The sequence below is a fragment of the Alloyangia mangrovi genome (assembly GCF_002300555.2).
GTDB classification, from domain to species: Bacteria; Pseudomonadota; Alphaproteobacteria; order Rhodobacterales; family Rhodobacteraceae; genus Salipiger; species Salipiger mangrovi.
In genome coordinates, this window is sequence record NZ_NTHN02000012.1 from 15769 (window position 1) to 36639 (window position 20871).

The following is a 20871-nucleotide window of genomic DNA, read 5'->3' on the forward strand; positions in this document are numbered from 1 at the left end:
GCCTGAATTCCGCGCATAACGCCCCGGGTGCCCCCCTTTGAGAGCCGATCCCCCACCGCTGCGCTGACCCCGGGGCATTGCCCTCCGCCGGCAAGGGTGGTCTATGTCCGGACAAAAGCCCGCACGAGACTGGAATCCGCACCGTGCCCACGAGCCTGCCCGTGACCCCCACGCCCCTCACCCGCCTGACCGGCCTGCTGATGGTGCTGATCACCTGCCTCGTCGTCGTCCAGGAATGGCATCTCGCCGGCCGGCTCGATCTGCTGGTCGTGCCCGCGGTCACGCTGCTGGTGGGGCTGCTGACGCTGCAGGTCGCGCCGGGACGACGGCTCTTCGTCGCGATGGCGGTGCTGCTCGGCCTCGCATTGATCTGGCGGGTGCCCGAGTGGCAGACGGTGTTGCTCAACGCCTTCCAGTCCGCCGCCTTCATTGCCGCCTTCTTCGCCGCGCTCGCCACGTTGCGCAGCGCCGCGCAGCAGGCGCCATCGATCCGCGCCGCCGGCAACTTCCTCGCGCTGCAGCCGCCGGGGCGGCGCTATATCGCGCTGACCCTGGGCGGACAGGCCTTCTCGCTGCTCCTGAACTACGGCGCCATCGCGCTGCTCGGCAGCCTTGCCACCGCCGCTGCCCAGGACGAGCCCGACGCCGAGATCCGCAGCCACCGGACCCGCCGCATGCTGCTGGCGATCCAGCGCGGCTTCGTCGCCTCGTTGCCCTGGTCGCCCATGTCCTTTTCGGTCGCCATCACCACCGCGCTGATTCCCGGCACCAGCTGGGGCTCGGTGGTGCTGCCCGCACTCGGCACCTCGGCACTGATCACCCTGACCGGCTGGGCGCTCGACACGATCTTCAAGCCGAGGCTCTCGCACCCCCCCCGCGCCGCGCGCCGCACCCGACGGCAGCTGGGCGCTGATGAGCCCGCTGCTCGTGCTGCTCGGCCTGCTCGGAGTCTCGGTGCTGATCCTGCAATCGCTGACCGGGCTGCGGATCATCGCCATCGTCCTGCTCGTCGTCCCGCTCATGGCCACCTGCTGGGTGCTCCTGCAGAAGCGTGGCGGCGGCGCCCCACTGCGCAGCCGAGCCGCCGACTTCGTCTTCCGCGAGCTGCCCGCCTACCGCGGCGAGGTCACCCTGCTGATGATGGCCGGTTTCATCGGCACCGTCGGCGCGCCGCTGCTGGCGCCGCTGGTCAAGGCCTCGGGCTTCCACCCCGAGGACCTGCCACCCGCGCTGGTGCTGGTCAGCTTCGTCTGGATCATCCCACTTCTTGGCCAGCTCGGCATGAACCCGATCCTCGCGGTCACCCTGATCGCGCCGCTGGTGCCGCATGCGGACCAACTCGGCGTGCCGCCCGAGGTCATCGTCGTCGCGATCACCGCCGGCTGGGCGCTCGGCGGCGTCAGCTCGCCCTTCACCGCCACGACGCTGCTGATCGGCAGCTTCGGCAACGTCAGTGCCCGCCACGTCGGCCTGCGCTGGAACGGCGGCTACATGCTGTGCCTGCTTATCCTTCTCTCGGCCTGGGTGCTCATCCTCGGCTACCTGTTCAACTGACCCCCGCCCTCCGCACCATCGAAAGTCCTCTCATGACGCATGCCACCACCCCGCCCATCTTCGACGGCCACAACGATCTCCTGCTGCGTCTGCTTGGCGGGGCGGTCACCGCGAGCGGCGTGACCAACGGCCTTGGCAGCGGCCACATCGACCTGCCGCGCGCCCGGAAGGGCGGCTTCGGCGGCGGCTTCTTCGCGATCTTCGTGCCGAGCCCGGCCAAGCCCGGCGACGACATGGAGGCGATGAGCCGCCCGCAGTACGACCTGCCGCTGCCCGAGATGATCCCCCAGCCCGAGGCGCTCGAAACCACCTGGCGCGGGGTCGAGGCCTTCGAGGCGCTGGCCGCCGCCGGTGCCATCACCCCCTGCACCACCGCCGCCGAAATCGAGGCCGCGCTCGGCGGGCCGAAGATGGCCGCCGTGCTGCACCTCGAGGGCGCCGAGGCGATCGGCCCCGATCTCGAGGAGCTGCACGCGCTCCATGCCCGCGGGCTGCGCTCGTTGGGTCCGGTCTGGTCGCGCCCGACGATCTTCGGCAACGGCGTGCCCTTCCGCTATCCCTCGACGCCCGACACCGGCGAGGGCCTCACCGAGGCCGGCAAGCGGCTGGTCAGGGAATGCAACGCGCTCAAGGTGATGATCGACCTGTCGCACCTCAACGAGAAGGGAATGGACGATGTCGCCGCGCTCTCCGACGCGCCGCTGGTCGCAACCCATTCCAACGCCCACGCGGTGACCACTCACGCCCGCAACCTCACCGACCGGCAACTGGCGATGATCGCCGAGAGCGACGGCATGGTCGGCATCAACTTCGCCACCGCCTTCCTGCGCGAGGACGGGCGGATGGGCAGCGACTGCGGCCTCGACGTGGTGCTGCGCCATCTCGACCACCTGATCGGCAAGCTCGGCGAGGACCGTGTCGGCTTTGGCTCGGACTTCGACGGCGCGACGGTGCCTGAGGGCATCGCCGATGTCGCCGGCCTGCCGAACCTGCGCGCCGCGATGACCGCCCATGGCATCGATGCCGCGCTGATGGAAAAGCTCTGCTTCGGCAACTGGCTGCGGGTGCTTCGCAAGACCTGGGGCGAATAAGCCGCGCCGGCCTTCGTCTCTTTTGAACGTCGCCGAGGGGAATCCGGCGCCCGCCGCGCGATCTCCTGCCGTCGTCCACCCAAACCAGAGGCCGAGCCATGCCTGAATCCCCGAGTATCCCGACCCCCGCCGTTCTGGCCGTTCTCCACCGCGGCGACGCGGTGCTGCTGGTGCGCCGGGCAAACCCGCCCGACGCCGGTCTCTGGGGATTTCCCGGGGGCAAGGTCGAGCGCGGCGAGACGCTCGCGCAGGCGACCGAGCGGGAGCTGCTGGAAGAGACCGGCATCACGGCGCGCGCCTGCGAGCCGATCACCGCGCTCGATGTGCTGGACGAGGAGCAGGGGCAGCTGCGCCACCACTACATCCTGATCGCGCTGCGCTGCGAAGACGCCGAGGGAGAGCCAAGAGCGGGTGACGATGCGCTCGAGGTGCGCTGGGTGCCGCTCGCGGGGCTGGACGACCTTCCGCTGAGCCGGGATGTCGCCCGGCTTGCCCGCATGACCGGGACACGGTGAGGCGCAGAGCCCCGGCGCCGTCCCCGGGGTGACAGCGGACAGGCCGCCTCCGGCAGGGATATTGGGACCTAGAAGAAAGGCAGGGGAGCGCGAGCCCCCCTGCCCTTGCAGGATGTGCCGATGTGGCGGGCGGTCAGACCGCTTCGAGGGCTGCGGTCACATCTTCCGGAGCGCCGACGTTGCGCAGGGCGGCGCTGCGCTCGATGCGCTTGACCATGCCCGAGAGCGCCTTGCCCGCACCGATCTCCCAGAACTCGGTGACGCCCTGCGCGACCATGTATTCCACCGACTCGCGCCAGCGGACCGAGCCGGTCACCTGCTCGACCAGAAGTGCGCGGATGCGGGCGGGATCGGTGACGGCCTCGGCGATCACGTTGGCGACCAGCGGCACGCTCGGCGCGGTGATCTCGACCCGCTCCAGCGCCTCGGCCATGACCTCGGCGGCCGGGGCCATCAGGGCGCAGTGGAAGGGGGCGCTCACCGGCAGCAGCAGCGCGCGCTTGGCGCCCTTCGCCTTGGCGATGTCGAGCGCCCGCTCGACCGCGGCCTTGCTGCCCGAGATCACCACCTGCGACGGGTCATTGTCATTCGCCGCGGCGCAGACCTCGCCCTGCGCGGCCTCCTCGGCCACGGCGCGGGCGCCGGCGAGATCGAGGCCCAGCAGCGCCGCCATGGCGCCCTCGCCGACCGGCACGGCAGCCTGCATGGCCTTGCCACGGGTGCGCAGCAGCTTGGCGGCATCCCCGACGCTCAGCGCGCCGGCGGCGGTCAGCGCCGAGTATTCCCCCAGCGAATGGCCGGCGACGAAGCTCGCCGCGCCGATCTCGATGCCCTCGGCCTCGAGCGCGCGCATGGCGGCCAGCGAGGTCGCCATCAGCGCCGGTTGCGCATTCTCGGTGAGAGTGAGCGTTTCGATGTCGCCCTCCCAGATCAGCGACGAGAGGTTCTCGCCCAGCGCCGCGTCCACCTCGTCGAACACGGCTTTCGCCGCCGGGTAGGCCTCGGCGAGCGCCTTGCCCATGCCGATGGTCTGCGCCCCCTGACCGGGGAAAATGAAAGCTCGCGTCATGATCGTCTCTCCTAAGGCTCTGTCCGCGCTTTGGCGCGCAGTCCTACTCCCAAGCGGCCGCCCGCGCAACGCCCGGTGCTTCGGCCCCTTCTTCCAGGTCCCAATATCCCGGGGGAGTCCGCGGCAGCGGACGGGGGCAGCGCCCCCGGGGCGGTCACGCAGGACAGAAAGCCGACCCACGCCGATGACACCACCTTTGTCAGCCGCGGCATTCGCGCGTAAGAGGGGTCCGCGGGAGTTTCGTTCGCCCGCCAACGAGGAGACGCGACCGAGATGACCCTGCTTCGACGCACCGTTCTGGCGCTTGCCGCAGCAACTGCCCTGACCCCATCCACCCTGCTTGCCCAGGAGACGGACACGGCGCCGATCAAGATCGGCGAGATCAACCACTTCAAGCGCCTCGCGGCCTTTGCCGAGCCCTACCGCAAGGGTATCGAGCTGGCGGTGAGCGAGATCAACGCGAACGGCGGCGTACTGGGCCGGCCGCTGGAGTTCCTCTTCCGCGACGACCAGGGCGATCCCGCCGAGGCGGTGCGCATCGCCGAAGAACTGATGACCCGCGATGGCGCGGTGATGCTCACCGGCACGATCCTCAGCAACGTCGGCCTGGCGATCAGCTCCTTCGCCGCCGAGAAGCACTACGTCTACCTTGCCTCGGAGCCGCTGGCGGACACGCTGGTCTGGGGGTCGGGCAATCCCTACACCTTCCGCCTGCGCACCTCGACCTGGGTGCAGGCCGCGATGCTGGCCGAACAGGCGGCGAGCACCGACGCCATCCGCTACGCCACCATCGCGCCGAACTATGCCTATGGCACCGAGGCGGTCGCCGCCTTCAAGGCCAACCTCACGCGGCTCAAGCCCGAGGTCGAGTTCGTCGCCGAGCAATGGCCGCCGCTGTTCAACATCGATGCCGGCGCCGAGGCGCAGGCACTGGAGCGCGCCAAGCCCGACGCGATCTACAACGTCACCTTCGGCACCGACCTTGCCAAGCTGGTGCGCGAGGGCACCGACCGCGGGCTCTTTGACGGGCGCGACGTCTATGGCCTGCTGACCGGCGAGCCGGAGTACTTCGAGCCGCTCGGCGACGAGGCCCCCGAGGGCTGGTTCGTCACCGGCTACCCCTGGTACGATTTTGCCGAGGGCACCCCCGGCGGGGACTTCGTCGCGGCCTACGAGGCGATGTTCGGCGAGACCCCGAAGAACGGCAGCAACGTCGGTTACCTGACCGGGCTCTCGGTCGCCGCCGCCATCGAACGCGCCGGCAGCACCGAGACCGAGGCGATCCGTGCCGCCTTTGAGGATCTGGATATCCCCGACACGCCCATCGGCCCGCTGCACTACCGCGCGCTCGACAACCAGTCGACGCTGGGCGCCTTCGTCGGCACCACGGAGCTGAACGCTGCAGGAGAAGGCGTGATGGTGGATTGGTCCTACAAGGACCCCGCGCCCTACATGCCCTCGGACGACGAGATCCGCGCGATGCGCCCCGCCGAGTGAAACAGCGGCGGAGAGGCCATGGAGCCTCTCTGCCACTCCACGTTCCCGCGTGGATCGATCGCGAGCCACCGCAAGACCGTGCCGGCTCTCTCCGGCCACGCGCCTTTGCTACCCGGCGCATAACTTCCGACAGTCGAGCATCCCTGCCCCATGGCCTTCTACCTCGCCCTGTTCCTGACCGGCCTTGCCAATGCCGCGGCGCTTTTCCTCGTCGCCTCGGGGCTGTCGTTGATCTTCGGCGTGACTCGGATCGTCAACTTCGCGCATGGCTCGCTCTACATGCTCGGCGCCTTCATCGGGGTCACCCTCATGCAGGTGCTGCCGGGCGCGGTGGGCTTCTGGGGCGCAATCCTGCTGACCGGGCTGGCGGTCGGCGTCATCGGCGCGCTGGTCGAGATCGTGGTGCTGCGGCGCATCTACCGCGCGCCGGAGCTCTTCCAGCTTGTCGCCACTTTCGGCGTGATCCTCGTCATACAGGATCTGGCGCTGATGATCTGGGGCGCCGAGGACCGGCTCGGCCCGCGCGCGCCCGGCCTGCGCGGGGTCTGGCGGATCTTCGGCGAGCCGGTGCCCAAGTATGACATCGTGCTCATTGCCATCACCCCGGTCATCCTGCTGGCGCTGTGGTACCTGATCACCCGCACCCGGCTCGGCATCCTCGTGCGCGCGGCAACGCAGGACCGCGAGATGGTCGGCGCGCTCGGGGTCAATCAGGCGTGGCTCTTCACCGGGGTCTTTGCCCTAGGCTCGGCGCTGGCTGGATGGGGCGGCGCCCTGCAACTGCCGAAGGGCGGTGCGGATCTGCTCATGGATTTCAACATCATCGGCACAGTCTTCGTGGTGGTGGTGATCGGCGGCATGGGAAGCCTGCCCGGCGCCTTCATAGCGGCGGTGCTGATCTCGGTACTCAATGCCTTCGGCGTCGCCTTCCTGCCGCAATCGACGCTGGTGCTGATGTTCGTCGTCATGGCGGCGGTGCTGATCGTCCGCCCTTACGGCCTGCTGGGCCGCGAGGAGGTCGCGGGCGAGCATGGTCAGGTCGGCGCGCCCGAGAGCCCGATCCGCCCTTACGGCCCGCGCGGCATCGTGTTGACCGCCTTCCTGTTGGCGCTGCTGGCCTCCCTGCCGGGCTTCGCCGAACCCTTCGTGCTGACGTTGGTGATCGATATCGTGGTCTTCGCCCTCTTCGCCGCCTCGCTGCATTTCATCCTCGGCACCGGCGGCATGGTGAGCTTCGGCCACGCCGCCTTCTTTGGCGGGGGTGCCTATGCGGCGGCGCTGCTGGTCTTCCATACCGACACGCCGATGGAGCTGGCCTTCCTCTTCGCGCCGCTCGCCGCCGGGCTGCTGGCGCTGGCGATCGGCTGGTTCTGCATCCGGCTCTCGGGGGTCTATTTCGCGATGCTGACTCTGGCCTTTTCGCAGCTTGTCTGGTCGCTGGCTTTCCAGTGGCGCAGCCTCACGCGCGGCGATGACGGGCTGATCAACATCTGGCCGGCGGACTGGCTGAACGGCCCGCTGCCCTATTACTACTTCACCCTGATCCTCGGGGTCGGCGGCATCCTCACCCTGCGCCACATCATCCATTCCCCCTTCGGATACGCGCTGCGCGCAGGGCGCGACAGCCCGCGGCAGGCCGAGGCGATGGGCATCGACGTCAAGCGCGTCCAGCTCGTCGCCTTTGCTCTGGCCGGGATGATGGCGGGGCTGGCGGGCGGGCTCTTCGTCTTTTCCAAGGGCTCGGTCTTTCCCACCGAGCTTGAGATTGCCAAGAGCTTCGATGCGCTGATCGTGGTCTTCCTCGGCGGGGTGAAGACCTTGGCAGGCGGCGTGGTCGGCGCCAGCTTCCTGACCTCGGTCGAGCATTGGCTCACCCGGCTCGAGTACTGGCGGCTGCTGCTGGGGCTGGTGATCATTGCCGTGGTGATCCTCATGCCCGAGGGCATCGTCGGCACCCTGCGGCGGCAGGCCTTGCGGCTGCGACGCGCCGACGAGGAGGCCCCGCGATGACCGAGATCCTCCGCGCCGAGCGCCTGCGCAAGAGCTACGACGGTTTTCTCGCCGTGGACGGGGTCAGCTTCTCCGTCCGCGCGGGAGAGCTAAAGGCCCTCATCGGCCCCAATGGCGCCGGCAAGTCCACCTGCTTCAACATGCTCACCGGGCAACTCAAACCCACGGCGGGCGAGGTCTACCTGCGCGGCACCCGGATCACCGGCAAGCCGCCGCGCGAGATCTGGCGGATGGGCGTCGGCCGCACTTTCCAGATCACCGGCACATACCGCTCGATGAGCGTGATCGAGAACGTGCAGATGGCGTTGATCAGTCACCACCGGCGGCTCTTCTCCTTTGGCCTGCGGGCGTGGAAGCTCTACCGCGAGGAAGCGCTGGAATTCCTGCGCACTGTCTCGCTCGAAGATCAGGCCGACCGCCCCTGCTCGGTGCTGGCCTACGGCGACCTGAAGCGACTCGAGCTGGCCATCGCGCTCTGCCACCGCCCGCGCCTGCTGCTGATGGACGAGCCGACGGCGGGCATGGCCCCGTCGGCGCGGATCGAGCTCATGCAGCTCGTGGCCGATATCGTCCGCGACCAAGGTCTGTCTGTGCTCTTCACCGAGCACGACATGGACGTGGTCTTTGCCCATGCGCATCACATCATGGTGCTGAACCGGGGCAAGCTGATCGCCGATGGCACCGCCGAAGAGGTGCGCAGCGATCCCAAGGTGCAGGAGGTCTACCTCGGCGGAGGAACGCTCTTCAAGGAGGCGGGTCGTGCTTGAGATCTCGGAGATCCACAGCTTCTACGGCAAGGCGCATATCCTCGGCGGGCTGAGCTTTTCCGTGGCACGCGGCGAGGTGGTGGCGCTGCTCGGGCGCAATGGCGCGGGCAAGTCCACCACGATGAAATCGGTGATGCAGCTGCTGCCGCCGCGCTCGGGCTCGGTCACCTTCGAAGGCCACGAGCTGGTCGGCCTGCCCGCCTATCGCGTCGCCAAGGCGGGGATCGGCTACGTTCCCGAGGACCGGCGGGTGTTCTCCGATCTCACGGTGCTCGAGAACCTCGAGGTCGGCCGTCAGCCCCAGCGCGAAGGCGCGCCGCATTGGACCGTCGAGCAGCTCTTCGAGCTCTTCCCCAACCTCGCCGAGCGACGGCACAACCGCGGCAAGCACATGTCGGGCGGCGAGCAGCAGATGCTGACCATCGCGCGCACGCTGATGGGCAACCCGGCGCTGCTGCTGCTCGACGAGCCGTCCGAGGGCATCGCTCCGGTGATCGTCGAGCAGATGGCGCGCAGTATCCTCCGGCTCAAGGCGGAGGGGTTGACCGTGCTGATCTCCGAGCAGAACCTGCATTTCGCTCGCGCCGTGGCCGACCGGGCGATCATCCTCGAGAGCGGCCGGAAAACGTTCGACGGCAGCTTCGAAGCGCTCGAAAAACAGCCGGAAATCCGCGATGCCTACCTTTCGCTCTGAGGTTGACGCCAAGTAGCGCCACATCGGCGTTGCCGTGCCTCGCCCGACGCCCTACCTCTGGGAAAGAGGAAGGAGCGCACCCTTGGCCGACACGCCCAAAGCCCGCACGAGCGACGAGCATGGTTACCAGCTGCACGAGCAGGTCGGCTTCCTGCTGCGCAAGGCCTACCAGCGCAACTGCACGATCTTCTCGGACAAGATCGACGGCACGCTGACCATGATGCAGTTCTCGATCCTGCACCGGCTGGCCGAGGACGGGCCGATGTCTCAGAACCTTCTGGGCCGCTCGGTGGCCATGGACGGGGCGACGACCAAGGGTGTGGTCGACCGGCTTGGCGCGCGCGGACTCTTGCGCACCGAGCGCGATCCCTCGGACCGGCGGCGACACCTCGTCTCGCTCACCGCCGAGGGGGTGGCGCTTGTAAACTCGGCCACCGACGCCGCCATCGAGGTCAGCGCCGACGTGCTCGTCCCGCTGAACAAGCGCGAGCGCGAGACGCTGATCCGCCTGCTCGGAAAGATCGCCTGAGCTACAGTTCCAACAGCAGCGGGCAATGGTCCGAGACCTCGGGATCGCGCACCACGCTGAAGCCCCGGACCGCGGCGGCGTCACTGACCAGCATGTAATCCGCGAACTTGCCGGGCTTGGCGTAATGCACACTGCGCGTGCCCTCGAAGCCCCGCGTGGTCACCAGTTCGGTCAGGCCATCCTCCGTCATCAGACGCAGGGTTGCGCTCTCCGGCTCGACGTTGAAATCGCCGCAGGCAATGCGCAGGTCGCCCGGTTCGGCCACCTGCTGGAGCAGGGCAAGAAAGCGCCGCGCCTGCACCGCGCGTTCGGGCGTGTCCATCTTGCCGCGCAGGTCGCGCAGCCCGTGCATCTGGACGATGCTCACCGCCCGGCCCCGCACGTGGTCGAAGACCCGCACCGCGTGGGCGCTGCGCGAGCGCGGGTGATCGCCGAAGCCATCGGGCTCGTAGCCCTTGTGCACGAAGCCCTGCGCTTGGCCGATGATCGGCAGCGACGGGTGCACGAAGGTGGCCAGTCCCCAGCGCGAGGGCACGGGCGTCTCGCCGTCCCAGAGCATGCCCTGCGCCGCCAGGCAGAAGATCGCCACATGCTCGGGAAGAGCGCCTGCCACCTCGGAGAAGAGGTTAGCGCGCTGAGGCAGCACGTGCTCGCCATCACGGTAGGTGAGGTCAGCCTTGTCGGTCTCGGGGCTGTGGATCACCTCCTGCAGGCAGAGCACCTCCGGCGCCTCCGACGCCAGGTATTGCAGCAAGGGCACGTGCAGCGTCCCGCCCCAGGCGTTGAGTGACATGATCCGCATCGCGCGCCCTCCCAAGGAAAACCCCGGGGCGCGGAACGCCCCGGGGCCTTGCTAACGGATAAGTCCGTGCGGGGAAACGTCAGGCGGCCGCCGTGCCGTCCTTCACCCGGCGCACCAGGCGCATGACCAGCACGTAGAAGCCCGGCACGAGGAAGATCCCGATCACGGTCGAGGCGATCATCCCGCCGATCACTCCGGTGCCGATGGCGTTCTGCGACGCCGCCCCTGCCCCGCTGGCGGTGGCCAGCGGCACCACCCCGAGGATGAAGGTCAGCGCTGTCATCAGGATCGGCCGCAGGCGCAGCTGCGCCGCCTCCTTGGCCGCCTGCGCGATGGTCCGCCCCTGCCGCCGCAGGTCCTCGGCGAACTCGACGATCAGGATCGCGTTGCGCGCCGCGAGGCCGATGGTCGTCAGGATGCCGACCTTGAAGTAGACATCGTTCGACTGGCCGAACCAATAGGCCGCAAGCAGCGCCCCAAACAGGCCCACCGGCACCGAGAGCATCACCGAGAAGGGGATCGCCCAGCTCTCGTAGAGCGCCGCCAGCGCGAGGAAGACCACGAGGCCCGAGATCGCGTAGAGCAGCGGCGCCTGCGCGCCCGATTGCTGCTCCTGGTACGACAGCCCGGTCCAGGCGAGGCCGTAGCCGCCATCCATGCCGTCCACCAGCTCCTGCATGACGTCCATCGCCACGCCCGAGCTGACATCGGCGCTCGGCGAGCCCGACACCTCGATCGCCTGCGTCGCCGAGTAGCGCTGCAGCTTGGGCGCGACCGGCTCCCATTCGGTCGTCATGAAAGTCGAGAATGGCACCATCTCGCCGTCCGAGTTCTTGGCGTACCAGTCCATGATGTTCTCGGGTTGCATGCGGTGCTCGGCATCCGCCTGCACGATGACCGGTCGCAGCTCGGAGCCAAGGATGAAGTCGTTCACCTCGCTGCCCGAGAAGATCACCGAGAGCATCGAGTTGATCTCCGACAGGGTCAGCCCGAAACTCTCGGCCTTCTCCCGGTCGATGGAGATGCGCAGCGCGCTTTCATCCTCGGTGCCCGAGACGCTGACGTTGGCGATCTCGGGACGGGCGCCGGCCAGCGCCTCGAGGTCGTCGGCTGCGTCCTGCAGCGCCTCGATGCCGTTGCCCGCCTGGTCGACGAGGTAGAAGGAGAAGCCGCCGGTGTTGCCGAGACCGCGGATCGCCGGGGGCTGCATCACCATGATCTGCCCGGCGCGGCTGGAGGCAAAGGCCGCCGTGGCCCGCGCCGCGACGGCGCTCGCGGAAAGCTCGGGATTGTCCTGCCGCAGCTCAAAGTCGCGCAGCTTGACGAAGACCATTGCCTGGTTCTGCCCCGAGCCGCTGAAGCCGAAGCCGAGCGAGGCGAAGGTGCTCTCCACCGCGTCGCCCTCCTGGTTCAGCAGGTAATCCTCGACCTGCTCGAGCGTCGCCAAGGTCTGCTGGGTGGTCGCGCCCTCGGTGAGGTTGATCATGGTCATCAGCACGCCCTGGTCCTCGGTCGGGATGAACGAGGAGGTCAGCCGCTCGTTGACCATCCACGCTCCGCCGAGCGCCCCCGCCAGCACAAGAAGCACCAGCGCGGGCATCTTCAGCGACCAGTCGATTGCGCGACCGTAGCCTTCGGTCACCTGGGCGAGGCCGTTGTTGAACCAGCGCGCCGGGGGGGAAATTCGCCGGGCCATGCGCGGGCTTCAACAGCCGTGCCGACATCGGCGGCGACAGGATGATCGCCATGATCAGCGAGATCGCCATGGCCGCGACCATGGTGATCGAGAACTGCCGGTAGATCACCCCGGTTGAGCCGCCGAAGAAGGCCATCGGCAGGAAGACCGCCGCCAGCACCACGTTGATGCCGACAAGCGCCGAGGTGATCTGGCTCATCGAGCGTTTCGTCGCCTCGAAGGCCGACAGCTTGTCCTCCTCCATCAGGCGCTCGACGTTCTCGACCACGACGATGGCGTCATCGACCAGCAGGCCGATCGCCAGCACCATGGCGAACATGGTGAGCGTATTGATCGAATAGCCCGCCACCATCAGCACGCCGAAGGTTCCGAGCAGCACCACCGGCACGGCGATCAGCGGCACCAGCGTGGCGCGCCAGCTCTGCAGGAAGATCAGCAGCACCGCGAGCACCAGCACCACCGCCTCGAAGAGCGTGTGGTAGACCTGCTCGATCGACAGCTCGACGAAGGGCGAGGTGTCATAGGCGGTGCGGAACTCGACCCCATCGGGCAGCGCCGCGCTCAGCTTGTCGAGCTGCGCGCGCACGGCGGCGGCGGTGTCGACGGCATTGGCCCCGGTCTCGAGGTTGACCCCAAAGCCCGAGGAGTTGAGCCCGTTGAACCGCGAGTCGCCGCCGTAGTCTTCCTGCCCGATCTCGACCTTGGCCACGTCGCCGAGCCGCACCACGCCGCCCTCTTCGGACGAGCGCAGCAGGATCGAGTCGAACTCGTCCACGGTGGTCAACTGGCTCTGCGCGGTGATCGTCGCGGTGAACTGCTGGCCCTTGGTGGTGGGCTGCTCACCAAGCGAGCCGACCGAGACGGTGGAGTTCTGCGCCGAGACCGCGCTCACCACATCCGAGGCGGTGAGCTGGTAGCGCGCCAGCGACAGCGGATCGAGCCAGATCCGCATGGCATAGCCAGAGCCGAAGCTCTGCACGCCTCCCACGCCCTCGGTGCGCTCGATCGGACCCTCGACGGTGGTGGACATGATGTCGCCCAGCTCGACCGTGCTGTAGGTGCCGGTGGTGTCGACCAGCGCGCCCACCATCAGGATCGACGAGGACGACCGCGAGACGCGCACCCCTTGGCTCTGTACCGCGGTGGGCAGGCGGCTCTCGATCTGGCTGACCTTGGATTGCACCTCGTTCTGGGCGTCCACCGGATCGACGCTCTCGTCGAAGGTGATCTCGATCGAAGACCGCCCCTTGGACGAGCTGGAGGTCATGTAGAGCATGCCCTCGAGGCCGGTCATCGAGTCCTCGATCTCGCGGGTCACCGAGTTCTGCACCGCCTCGGCGGTGGCACCGGTATAGGTGGCAGAGACCCGTACCGTGGTGGGGGCGATGTCGGGATACTGGCTGACTGGCAGGGTGACCACGGCCATCGCCCCGGCCAGCATGGTGAGGATCGCCAGCACCCAGGCAAAGACCGGGCGCGCAATGAAGAAATTTCCCATGCCGTCAGCCCTCGTTCCCCGACTCCGCGCCGGCCGCCGGCGCGCCGCCGAAGCTGTCGGGCGTGCCATCGGCGCGGGTGACAACGCCGGTCTCGGAGATGCTCACCGCGATCGGGCTGACCGTGGCGCCGTTCTGCAGGTTGCGCAGCCCGTCGACGATGAGCTGCTCGCCGAGCTCCACGCCCTTGGTGACGATCCAGGCGTTGTTGTAGCTGCCCTGCGCGGAAAGAGTCCGCTTTTCGGCCTTGCCGTCGGCATAGACGAAGGCGGTCAACGTGCCATCTGAGGCACGCGAGGTGGCCCCCTGCGGCACGAGGATCGAGGAGGTGGTGCCGAAGGTCAGCTTCGCCCGCAGGAATTGTCCCGGCAGGATGCCGCGCCGCGGGTTGTCGAAGCGCAGCCGGATGACCGAGGTGCCGGTGGTGGTCGAGACGCTCACCGGGGGCGACACGAAGGTGCCCTGCCCCTCGAACAGCGAGCCGTTCTCCAGCTCCAGCTCTGCCTCGATCCGTTCGCCGCGATTCAGCGAACCCTGGTCAAGCCGCTCGCGGGTCTGCTGCACGCGGGTGATGGATTCCTGCACGTCGACGTAGATCGGGTCGATCCGCGTCACCGTGGTCAGCTCGTCCTCCTGGTTGGCGGTGACCAAATCCCCGACCGAGACCTCGGGCAACACGGCGATCCCGTCGATGGGGCTGGTGATTTCGGTGCGCTCGAGGTCGAACTTGGCGAGCTCCAGCGCCGCCTGTGCCGCGCTCAGCGTCGCCTTGGCCTGCATCACATCGACCTCGGCAGTGTCTACGTCGGCGGCGGTCACCCCGGTGCCGACCAGTTTCTGATAGCGCGACAGCGTCGTCTCGGCGCTGCGTAGCGCCGCCTCGGCGCCGGCCACTTCCGCCGCAGCGGCATCTACGTCAGCCTGGTAGGTATCGCCTTCGATGCGGAACAGCAGGTCGCCCTTCTTCACGTTCTTGCCCGGCTCATAGAGGATCTCGGAAATAATGCCCGAAACGCGCGGCCGGATCGCCACCTCTTCGAAAGCGGTGGAGCGGCCCGGCAGGGTCACCGAATAGGGGACGTCGCTGGCCTCGAGCGTGATCACCCCGACCTCGCGCGCCGCGCTCGCGGCCGGAGGGGCATCCTGGGCATGCAGCAGCGCGGCCTGTGGGAGGGTCAGCGCAAGGGCTGTGACAAGGACGCGGATGGTCCGGGGGGGGGCGGCTAGAGGCCATCTTCTTCTCCTTCGGGCGGACGTGTGGGCGATCACCGCCCACGCGAAATCTTGATACGCGCCGATGGTGACTTTCCGTCGCGACGATTCTCGGACTTTATCTGACCTTTTCGTGATCGCAGAACCGCGGCGCTCCGAGCAAAGAAAAAGGGGCGCGCCGCAGCTCGCCCCTTTCTCAAGTAATCCGTGCCAGACCTCAGCTCACCCGGCGTTGCCCGGCCTTGGCGACCACGCCGCCCGGCGCCTGCGCCTCGCGCCGCACCGGTTTGCGCGACTGTGCCATCCAGGCGACCACCAGCATGATCACGATGCCCAGCGGCGGCAGCCCCCAGCCCATCCAGACCGCCAGCGGATTGCCGGCCATGATCACCTGGAACGCCAGCGCCACGATGGTGCCGGTGCAGAAGACCAGCAGACCCTGCTGGCCCAGCAACCGCAGCGGCGCGGCCACCTTGCCGGCGCAGAAGCGCGTCACCGCGGGCAGGCACGAGAGCACATAGGCCAGCGCCAGGATGTTGAGCAGCCGCGGCAGCGCCACGAAGGTCTTGTCGTGGGTGGTCAGGTGGAACGGGATCCCCGCTTGGTAGAGTCGCGCCATCTGGTGATTGATCACCGCCCCGAACTCGGGGATGAACTTCCAGGCCACCACCAGGACGCAGAAGCCGAGGCACGCCCAGAACAGGGGACGCGAGACCGGCACGAAGCGCTCGCCGCGGCGCATGGCAAGGCCGGTCAGCATGCCGATGGCAAAGAGCAGCTCCCAGCTGATCGGGTTGAAGAACCAGCCACCCGGGTTGGGGAAGTTCGGCAGGTTCAACCGCCAGAGACCTGCTGCCATCCAGATCGCCAGCGCGGTCCAGAGCAGAGCCTTCGGCTTCCAGAGCCCCAGAAGCAGCATGGCCGGTGCGCAGAAGAGCAGTACCGAATAGGCTGGCAGGATGTTCACATAGCCAAGCTGGTGGGTCAGCGCGGCGATGCCGAAGAGTGCCTCTTCCGGGTTGGAGAAGACCTGCCGGAGGTTGATCGTCTCGAGCAGCTCGGGAAGGTTGAAAATCCCCGCGCCCGCCGAGAAGATGGCGATCGCCCAGACCGTCATGAAGATATGCGCGAGATAGAGCGTCCAGCTGCGCTTCCACATGGGCAGCACGCCGTTCATCAGCCCATGCTCGGCCCGCGCCTCGGGCGACAGCCGGCCGGAATAGGCAAGCGCCGCGGCAAGGCCGGACATGATGAAGAAGGCCTCGGCCGCATCGGAATGGGCAAAGTTGCGGATCGTCAGGTACTCGTAGGGGTTCCCCGGCACGTGATCGATGAAGATCATGATCAGCGCCAGCCCGCGGAAGGCGTCGATACGCGCGTCGCGCGGACGGCGCACGGAGGGTGCCTTCGTGCCCGGGAAGGTCACGAGTTGATGCTCAGGCTGCGGCATGTTGTGCGCCCCTTCCAAGTCCAGGCTGCGGCAGGGGTGCCTGCGGTGCCCCGCTCCAGCGGGCGTGAATCTCGCGATAGCTGCGCACCACCGGCGCGGGCGTCAGTTCGTCGGGGGTGATGAAGAGCTTGTGGGTCAGCGGGCGCGAGCTCCAGGAGATCAGCACCGGCGCGAAAAGCATCGGCAGGCAGACCGGCAGCAGCCAGGGCACCAGGTCGGGCGAGAGCCAGGCGGTGACCGCCAGCGCAACGGCACCTGTCGCGGTGATCCAGAGGCCTGCGCGGATGCCCTGCACCAGCGTCAACTGGCCCTCGCCGCGCTGGCTGGACGGCCAGCCGCCGTCACGGCCGGAGAGCACCTGCAGCACGGCCTTGGTCTGATACATAAGCATCAGCGGCGCGATGAGCGAAGTCAGCACGACTTCGGTGACCACCGACCAGAAGGCCCGCATTGCCCCGCCAAACCCGCCAACGCGCCGGGTCAGCACGCTTTCGGTGAGGATGGCGAACTTGGGCATGATGAGCAGACCGAAGATGCCGATCATCAGCGCGATCATTTCCTTGGTCCTATCGCTCGGGAAGACCGGGAACAGCAGGTGCGGCTCGGGGAAATAGTCCGGCGGCGGCGCGGTCACGGCGGCAATCACCGAGGCCACGAGGAAGCCGAACCAGAGCAGCGACACGAGATAGGAGAAGATGCCCAGCACGAAGACGAACCGGCTCCAGGGCGCGAGGCCCGGCGCCAGCAACAGCCGGATGTGCTGCAGGTTGCCCTGGCACCAGCGGCGGTCGCGCTTGGCAAAGGAGAGCAGGTTCTCGGGGCCTTCCTCGAAGGAACCGTCGATGCTTGCATCGACCTCGACCTTCCAGCCGGCACGGGCCAGCAGCGCGGCCTCGACGTAGTCATGGCTGAGGATGTGCCCGCCAAAGGGCGGCTTGCCCTGCAGCTCGGGCAGGCCGCAGCTCTCGGCAAAGGCCTGAACGCGAACTATGGCGTTGTGTCCCCAGAACGGGCCGGTCGCGCCCTGCATGCGGGCCAGCCCGCGGGTGAAGACAGGGCCGTGGAAGGCGGCGGCGAACTGCATCGCGCGGCCGAAAAAGCTGCGCCCGCCGACGATGCGCGGCAGGGTCTGCAGCAGGCCGATCTGCGTGTCTGCCTGCATCCGCGCGATCATCTGACGGATGGCGGAGCCCTCCATCAGGCTGTCCGCGTCGAGGATCACCGCAAGCTCGTAGGCGGCGCCGGAGCGGCGGAAGAAATCCTCGATGTTGCCCGCCTTGCGGCCGCGATTGTCCTCGCGGCGGCGGTAGAAGATGCGCCCATGCCCGCCCGTCTCTTCAAGCAGGCGCACGAAGGTGCGGCGCTCTTCCTCGGCCGCGGCCTCGTCGCGGGTGTCCGACAGGATCGCAACATCCGCCGTCACCCCGGCCGCGATGATCGAGCGGTCCATCGCGGCAATGCGCGCGAAGGTCGCCACCGGATCCTCGTTGCAGATCGGCACGAGCACCACGGTACGCGGCTGCGGCAGCTGCATGTCGCGCGCGGCGCTCCGGCGCAGCGGCGCCAGTCCGGTGAGCGCGAGCGCCGCGCCCCAGGCGAGCCAGGCGGTGGTCACCAGGATCAACCCGGCGCGCACGAAGTCGAAGGGCTCGACCCCGTCCTGCAGGGCAACCTCGAGCAGAAGCCCTGTCGCCGCCCCCGCCGCGACAAGTGCGAAGGCGGCAGAGAAAAGACGGGTGGCAACCGTCATACGGCTGGGGCGAGGCAGAACAGGCATGTGCAGGTCCTCAGGCTCGCTGGCCCGGCATCAAGATGCGCGCAATCATCTCGCCCAGCGACACACGCTCGGCGCGCGGGGCCTCGACGTCCTGCCGCGGCATATCCATCGGCGCCTCGGGCGGAGCCCAATGCGGCATCTCGATGGCGCGCGCCTCGGCAATCTCCATTTCCTTCATCGGTTCAGCATTCATTCCTTCACCCATTGATAAGTCCAGGTTTCGGTAAGCATACGACCATACCCTTTGAGCCCCGCCTTGAGTTCGGCGACCGCGCCGTTCGGCGCGTCTACTTCCAGAACAAGGCGCCATGTCTCGGTCCCCGAGATTCGGCTCACTACCGCTTCGGCAATCTCTGCGTTGGCGGCACTTACTTGTGGTTCAACTTCGGCGCCAGCGGGAAGTTCCCCCAAAGTGCCGCCTTCGAAATCGATGACGAATTTCCGCCGATCGGTGTCCTGCTCGACCCCCGATACGCCGCCCCTGCCAACCCGCGTGCGCACCACGCGGGCCCGGTCGACGGCCCCATCGCCCGGCGGGGTCATGCCCCAATGCAGGCGATAAGAGAATTCCAACGCATCCCCGGCCTTGGTCTCGGCCTTGGGAATCCAGAAAGCGACGATATTGTCGTTGGCCTCAAGATCCGAGGGGATCTCGACCAGCCGCACCGAGCCTTCGCCCCAGTCGCCGATCGGCTCCACCAGCAGCGTCGGGCGCTTCTCGTAATGGGCCTGGGCGTCGAGGTAATGCTCGAACTCCCGGGTCCGCTGGACGAGCCCGAAGCGCACCGGACTGAGCGCGCCGAAGTAGGAGCTGGCCAGCCGCGGCGGATTGTTGAGCGGGCGAAAGAAGGTCTCGCCGCCCTGGGTGGTGAGCATCAGCGCCTCGCTGTCGTGCACCGCCGGGCGGAAGTCGTCGAAGTCCCCCATGTCCGGTCCGCCGAAGAGGAACATCGAGGTCAGCGGCGCGATGCCGAGCTGCTGGATGTCGTTGCGCAGGAAGAGCCGCGCGGTCACCTCGATCTGGGTGTCCTCGCCGGGGCGGATCACGAAGCGGTAGGCGCCGGTGATCGAGGCGCTGCCGAGCGCCGCGTAGACGGTCATGTGCTCGGCGCCCGGGCCGGGGCGTTCGAGCCAGAACTCGTTGAATCGCGGGAATTCCTCGGCGCCCGAAAGGCCGGTGTTCACCGCCAGCCCGCGGGCGCTCAGCCCGTAGGTGTTGCCGCGGCCGAGGGCGCGGAAGTAGCTCGCGCCCAGGAAGGCCACCAGTTCGTCGAAGGTATCGGCGCGGTTCAGCGGGTTGTGCAGCCGGAAGCCGGCAACGCCGGGCATCTCGGTGTTCTCGGGGATCGGGGTCTCGACCGAGGAATAGTCGAAATCCGCGGTCGAGAAATGCATCAGCCGCGACTCGCCGTTGACCACCTCGTGCAGGCGCACGGGTTGCTTGAACAGCCAGCCGAGATGGAAGGCATGCAGCCGGAAGGTGTCATCCGGCAGGTCCGCCCAACGGGCCTTGTCGGGGTCGAACCGGATGCGCTGGTAGCCATCGTAGTCGAGCTCGGCGAGGAAGCCCTCGACCTGCTCGGGTTCCTGCGGCGGCGCTTTCGCGGCCTCGGCCATCTGCGCCGAGAGGATGTCGAAGGAGAAGGGGGTGGTCTCGCTCTGGGTCTGCTCTTCGGGAGCCGTCTCCACGGCCTCTTCGGTCGCCTCCTGCGCGGCAAGGGACGTCGCGCTCAGGAGCGCGGGAACGGCGGCGGAGCCGGCAAGCTGGGCCAGGAACTGGCGTCGATTTTGACGCGCCACGAACGCGCGTCCGGACACAACAGGACTAGGGATCGGAAACTTCCGCAAATGTCTGCTCCAAGGGGTGGTACTGGGCGGGAATCTGATAGCGAGTACGGGAAAGACAACACCCCGTAATCAATGGGGTTCCCTTCAAAAGCGGGCTTTTGCTGCGCGGCGGCAAGACTCTGCCGAATCTCCGCTCATGCTGCGCTTTCGAAGGCAATCCACTGGCGGATTGCCGCAGATTCAGTCGGTTGGCAAGCGGAGTTTCGCTCGCAATTCAACCGCCGCACGTAAAATAGGCGAAACAAGAAGACACGGCGCGTGATCGGCGAGTCGATCTGCCGCCTCGCCCAGCGGACCACCCCCGATGATCACCGCCTCGGCGCCGTCGCGATGCGCGAGCGTTGCCGCGTAAAGCAATGCATCATCTAGATTTTTCTGATTTTTCGACAGCTCGTGCGGGTCGCCCTCTGCAAGGTAGGTTCCGAGGTAACGCCCCCCCGGGAGCGGCACTGTTCATCAATCGATCGATGCTTGTTTCCAAAGCAGGTGTATGGGTGACCACCGCGAAGGCGCGCCCTCCTTCCGCCGCCGCACGGGCCGCGGCACCACCGATGCCGATTACGGGAACCCGCAACTTCGCGGCCAGCGCCGCCTGCCCCGGATCGCCGAAGGCCGAGACGATGACCCCGGCGATCCCCGGTGCAATCTCCGCCGATGCGACATGGTCCGCGGCCTCGGCCAGCGCCTCGGGATCGGCGATCAGCGGGGGGGCCTGCGGGCGCGGTCCAGCCATGCACCGCCGGCAGCACCCGCGCCGCGATGGCGCACATGGCGCGGGTCGTGGCCGCGTTGCTGTTGGGGTTGATCAGCAGGACGGCAGGCGCGCCGGTTTCAGCCAACTTCGCCCCCACGGCGCCCCACGAT

At 67.9% G+C, this 20871-nt stretch carries 18 protein-coding genes and 1 pseudogene; 8 read left to right on the top strand and 11 right to left on the bottom strand.

Translation table 11 applies throughout. The features are described from left to right. Positions 1 to 101: 101 nt before the first annotated feature. Complete coding sequence (locus CLG85_RS27355; RefSeq protein WP_311734972.1) at positions 102 to 662, bottom strand: hypothetical protein; 561 nt, start codon at positions 660 to 662, stop codon at positions 102 to 104. Beyond that, positions 584 to 853, bottom strand: a complete 270-nt coding sequence (locus CLG85_RS27360; protein WP_311734973.1) for a hypothetical protein — start codon at positions 851 to 853, stop codon at positions 584 to 586. Before CLG85_RS27360 ends, CLG85_RS27355 begins: the two co-directional genes overlap by 79 nt. Before the next feature lie 59 nt (positions 854 to 912). Between CLG85_RS27360 and CLG85_RS27365 the strand changes: the two genes are divergently transcribed. From CLG85_RS27365 to CLG85_RS08675, 3 genes are all read left to right on the top strand, one after another. Beyond that, the gene (locus CLG85_RS27365; protein ID WP_311734974.1) at positions 913 to 1554 is read left to right on the top strand and encodes a hypothetical protein; all 642 of its coding nucleotides are present in this window, start codon (positions 913 to 915) and stop codon (positions 1552 to 1554) included. Between the two features lie 32 nt (positions 1555 to 1586). Next, entirely contained in the window at positions 1587 to 2645 is a 1059-nt protein-coding gene (locus tag CLG85_RS08670; RefSeq protein WP_095883142.1) for a dipeptidase, read from the top strand. A gap of 98 nt (positions 2646 to 2743) precedes the next feature. Continuing rightward, positions 2744 to 3160: an NUDIX hydrolase gene (locus CLG85_RS08675; RefSeq protein ID WP_095883141.1), complete on the top strand. Its 417-nt coding sequence runs from the start codon at positions 2744 to 2746 to the stop codon at positions 3158 to 3160. A 133-nt stretch (positions 3161 to 3293) separates the two neighbouring features. Here the strand turns inward: CLG85_RS08675 and fabD are convergent, their stop codons facing one another. Further along, a complete protein-coding gene (gene fabD / locus CLG85_RS08680; RefSeq protein ID WP_260348716.1) occupies positions 3294 to 4229 on the bottom strand; it encodes an ACP S-malonyltransferase in 936 nt (311 codons plus the stop codon). A 273-nt stretch (positions 4230 to 4502) separates the two neighbouring features. Here fabD and CLG85_RS08685 point away from each other — a divergent pair, with 273 nt between their 5' ends. From CLG85_RS08685 to CLG85_RS08705, 5 genes are all read left to right on the top strand, one after another. Further along, a complete protein-coding gene (locus CLG85_RS08685) occupies positions 4503 to 5726 on the top strand; it encodes an ABC transporter substrate-binding protein (RefSeq protein WP_176476682.1) in 1224 nt (407 codons plus the stop codon). A 150-nt stretch (positions 5727 to 5876) separates the two neighbouring features. Further along, the gene (locus CLG85_RS08690) at positions 5877 to 7736 is read left to right on the top strand and encodes an ABC transporter permease (protein ID WP_095883666.1); all 1860 of its coding nucleotides are present in this window, start codon (positions 5877 to 5879) and stop codon (positions 7734 to 7736) included. Continuing rightward, a complete protein-coding gene (locus tag CLG85_RS08695; RefSeq protein ID WP_095883665.1) occupies positions 7733 to 8503 on the top strand; it encodes an ABC transporter ATP-binding protein in 771 nt (256 codons plus the stop codon). The genes CLG85_RS08690 and CLG85_RS08695 overlap by 4 nt, the downstream gene beginning before the upstream one ends. Continuing rightward, positions 8496 to 9197, top strand: coding sequence for an ABC transporter ATP-binding protein (locus CLG85_RS08700; RefSeq protein ID WP_095883664.1), 702 nt, complete (start codon positions 8496 to 8498; stop codon positions 9195 to 9197). The genes CLG85_RS08695 and CLG85_RS08700 overlap by 8 nt, the downstream gene beginning before the upstream one ends. Positions 9198 to 9279: 82 nt before the next feature. Beyond that, positions 9280 to 9726: a MarR family winged helix-turn-helix transcriptional regulator gene (locus CLG85_RS08705; RefSeq protein WP_095883663.1), complete on the top strand. Its 447-nt coding sequence runs from the start codon at positions 9280 to 9282 to the stop codon at positions 9724 to 9726. 1 nt (position 9727) lies between these two features. Here CLG85_RS08705 and CLG85_RS08710 read toward each other — a convergent pair whose 3' ends face one another. The 8 genes and pseudogenes from CLG85_RS08710 to CLG85_RS08745 form a co-directional block, all read right to left on the bottom strand. Then, positions 9728 to 10528 (bottom strand): endonuclease/exonuclease/phosphatase family protein, encoded by an 801-nt coding sequence (locus CLG85_RS08710; RefSeq protein WP_095883662.1) that lies wholly within the window; start codon positions 10526 to 10528, stop codon positions 9728 to 9730. A 79-nt stretch (positions 10529 to 10607) separates the two neighbouring features. Then, positions 10608 to 13722, bottom strand: a pseudogene (locus CLG85_RS08715) (multidrug efflux RND transporter permease subunit). 4 nt (positions 13723 to 13726) lie between these two features. Next, complete coding sequence (locus CLG85_RS08720; RefSeq protein ID WP_260348717.1) at positions 13727 to 14824, bottom strand: efflux RND transporter periplasmic adaptor subunit; 1098 nt, start codon at positions 14822 to 14824, stop codon at positions 13727 to 13729. A gap of 325 nt (positions 14825 to 15149) precedes the next feature. Continuing rightward, positions 15150 to 16382: an OpgC family protein gene (locus CLG85_RS08725; RefSeq protein ID WP_095883659.1), complete on the bottom strand. Its 1233-nt coding sequence runs from the start codon at positions 16380 to 16382 to the stop codon at positions 15150 to 15152. Further along, positions 16369 to 18159 (bottom strand): glucans biosynthesis glucosyltransferase MdoH, encoded by a 1791-nt coding sequence (mdoH, locus tag CLG85_RS08730; protein ID WP_260348718.1) that lies wholly within the window; start codon positions 18157 to 18159, stop codon positions 16369 to 16371. Before mdoH ends, CLG85_RS08725 begins: the two co-directional genes overlap by 14 nt. 10 nt (positions 18160 to 18169) lie before the next feature. Continuing rightward, positions 18170 to 18352 (bottom strand): hypothetical protein, encoded by a 183-nt coding sequence (locus CLG85_RS08735; protein WP_141244748.1) that lies wholly within the window; start codon positions 18350 to 18352, stop codon positions 18170 to 18172. Beyond that, complete coding sequence (locus CLG85_RS08740) at positions 18349 to 19959, bottom strand: OpgD/OpgG family glucan biosynthesis protein (RefSeq protein WP_235865511.1); 1611 nt, start codon at positions 19957 to 19959, stop codon at positions 18349 to 18351. Before CLG85_RS08740 ends, CLG85_RS08735 begins: the two co-directional genes overlap by 4 nt. Positions 19960 to 20368: 409 nt before the next feature. Beyond that, the gene (locus tag CLG85_RS08745; protein WP_260348719.1) at positions 20369 to 20740 is read right to left on the bottom strand and encodes an aspartate/glutamate racemase family protein; all 372 of its coding nucleotides are present in this window, start codon (positions 20738 to 20740) and stop codon (positions 20369 to 20371) included. Positions 20741 to 20871 lie beyond the last annotated feature (131 nt).